This is a genomic window from Paenirhizobium naphthalenivorans, from assembly GCF_007992095.1.
GTDB classification, from domain to species: Bacteria; Pseudomonadota; Alphaproteobacteria; order Rhizobiales; family Rhizobiaceae; genus Allorhizobium; species Allorhizobium naphthalenivorans.
The window spans coordinates 1-2,271 of sequence record NZ_BJZP01000075.1; the positions used below are offsets into that span (position 1 = coordinate 1).

The 2,271-nt window shown below is 58.1% G+C and carries 4 protein-coding genes; all 4 read left to right on the forward strand.

Translation table 11 applies throughout. From position 1 onward, the window contains the following. Nucleotides 1-526: P-type conjugative transfer protein TrbJ (gene trbJ, locus RNA01_RS23050; RefSeq protein ID WP_147182421.1), on the forward strand; the 526-nt coding region annotated here is incomplete at its 5' end. Next, on the forward strand, nt 523-705 hold the full coding sequence (trbK, locus tag RNA01_RS23055; protein WP_147182422.1) for an entry exclusion protein TrbK: 183 nt from the start codon (nt 523-525) through the stop codon (nt 703-705). The genes trbJ and trbK, both read left to right, overlap by 4 nt. After that, the gene (trbL, locus tag RNA01_RS23060) at nt 699-1,880 is read left to right on the forward strand and encodes a P-type conjugative transfer protein TrbL (protein ID WP_147182423.1); all 1,182 of its coding nucleotides are present in this window, start codon (nt 699-701) and stop codon (nt 1,878-1,880) included. The genes trbK and trbL overlap by 7 nt, the downstream gene beginning before the upstream one ends. A gap of 21 nt (nt 1,881-1,901) precedes the next feature. Continuing rightward, a partial coding sequence (locus RNA01_RS23065) for a VirB8/TrbF family protein (protein WP_268906711.1) occupies nt 1,902-2,271 on the forward strand: 370 nt, incomplete at its 3' end.

Sequence of the window (2,271 nt, forward strand, 5' to 3'; positions counted from 1 at the left end):
TCATATCTGGGGGCAGGTGGAGAGCGACCTCAATCAGCTCCGCAGTATCGTCGATCAGGGACAGAGCATCTCTTTCTCGATGGGGAGCGCAGATGATGTGCTGAAACAGCGCTTTCAATCCTATGCTGATCTTCAGACTGCCGCCGCCAACGGGACGGACCTATCCTCGAACTATGCCCGTTGGTCAGATACCAACCGCGACACCATCGCCAGCACGCTCAAGGCTGCAAGCCTGACGGCTGACCAGTTCGACAGCGAGGAGGATACGATGGGCTCCCTCCGAAACATGTCGGAATCGGCCGATGGCCAAATGAAAGCTCTCCAGGTCGGCCACGAAATTGCGGCGCAGCAGGTTGCGCAAATGCAGAAGCTGCGTGGTCTCGTCTCCCAGCAGATGACGATGATGGGGACGTGGCTGCAAAGCGAGCAAACCGACAAGGATCTGGCACAAGCTCGGCGGGAAAAGTTCTTCAACGCCGATACCAGTGCCGTCCCCGAAGGTCAGAAGATGGAGCCACGCTGGTGAGCCGCGCAGTTGTCATTGCTATCGCGCTTTTGGTCGCGGCGGCTTCGGTGTCCGCAGCAAGGGTGTTCATCATGAAATCCGACGATCGGTCCGCATCCAAAATGAGTGAGAAGTTTTTCGGTGTGAATAAGGACCTGCCCCCGATCGAAAAGGGCCAGGAAATGCGTCCAAGATGGTGAGGGCACGGATCGAGTTGATCTTTTTCGCAACCGGACTTGCCTGCCTTATGCTGGCCGGGCCTGCGTTTGCACAGCAGGGCCAAGTCCTCACAGAGCTTGAAAATCAGGTTTCTTCCGCTGCCAAAGGTTGGGAAACAACCATCATGGATGCGGCAAGGTCTCTGTTCTGGATCCTCGCCGGAATAGAGGTAGGGATTGCCGCGGTGTGGCTCGCCATTCAGTCGGCATCCCTCGACAGCTGGTTCGCTGAGCTTGTGCGGAGGATCATGTTCATCGGCTTTTTTGCCTTTGTTTTGACCCAGGGACCGACGTTTGCCAAAGCTGTTGTCGATAGTCTCTATCAGATCGGGGCCGGCAGCGGGTCAGCTTCGCCTGCGGAGGTGTTCGATGCGGGTATCCGTGTCGCTTCGCAGATGTCGGAACAGGCCAAGTTCGGTGTCTTCGAGGATAATGCCCTTGCGATCGCAGCCGTTCTCGCCATGGGTATTGTTGTAATCTGCTTCTCGCTGGTGGCAGCGATTTTCGTGGCTGTGATGGTCGAGATGTATGTCGGCCTACTCGCGGGAATGATCATGCTCGGCCTTGGTGGATCCTCGTTCACCAAGGACTTTGCTGTCCGATATCTCGTTTATGCTTTCGGTGTTGGCATGAAGCTCATGGCGTTGGTCATGATCGCTAAGATCGGCTCCGACGTCCTCTTAGGGCTGACTCAGGCCCCTACCGCCGAGACCGACCAGTTCATCACAACACTTGCGATCGCCGGCATCTCGGTCGTTGTGTTTATCATCGCGATGTATGTTCCAAACATCATGCAGGGCGTCGTTCAGGGGGCGTCTGTTTCCGGCGGGATGGAAGCCATTCAGCATGGTGGGCAGGCGGCGTCTTTCGCAACCGGCGGAGCCTTCCTGGCCGCAGGTGCGGCCGGAGCAGGATTTGCAGCAGGGCAAGCGGCGCGGGCCGCCGGATCATCCTTTGGAGGAGCGGCTATTCGCGGAGTGGGTGCAGGCCTTGGCTCGGCCGGACAAGCAGCAGGATCCGCAGCCAAGGAGAAGGCGATCGGGTCGCCCGGCGCTTATGCCGGCTCCATCCTTGGCCTAGCGAACGCGAAGCTCGACCAGGCTCGTGGCAAAGGAGCCTCGCCCGGTCAGCCGCCGGAACGACACGACAAATCGTAAATTCAAGACAGGGAAAACAATATGGCAGCGCAACGCGCCCCCGAGAACCCGTACCTTGCCGCGAGGCAGGAATGGTCGGAACGATACGGCTCTTACGTGAGGGCGGCCTCGGCATGGCGGATGGTCGGAATCTTGAGCCTCGGCATGGCGGTGATCGGTTTCGGTTATTCGTTGTATCTGAGCACGCAAGTGAAGCTTGTTCCGTACATCGTCGAGGTCGACAAGCTCGGAAACACCATCTCTGCAGGATTTCCGCAGCAGATCGAATATGCCGACGCCCGGGTCATCCGGGCAACGCTCGGCGGCTTTATCACCAGTTTCCGCTCCATCACGCCGGATGCCGTCGTCCAAAAACAATACATCGACAGAACCTATGCGCTTCTCAGGACAA

Excerpts from the sequence above, each read along its gene's own strand:
- trbL (WP_147182423.1), top strand. The coding sequence starts at position 699 with ATGGTGAGGGCACGGATCGAGTTGATCTTTTTCGCAACCGGACTTGCC.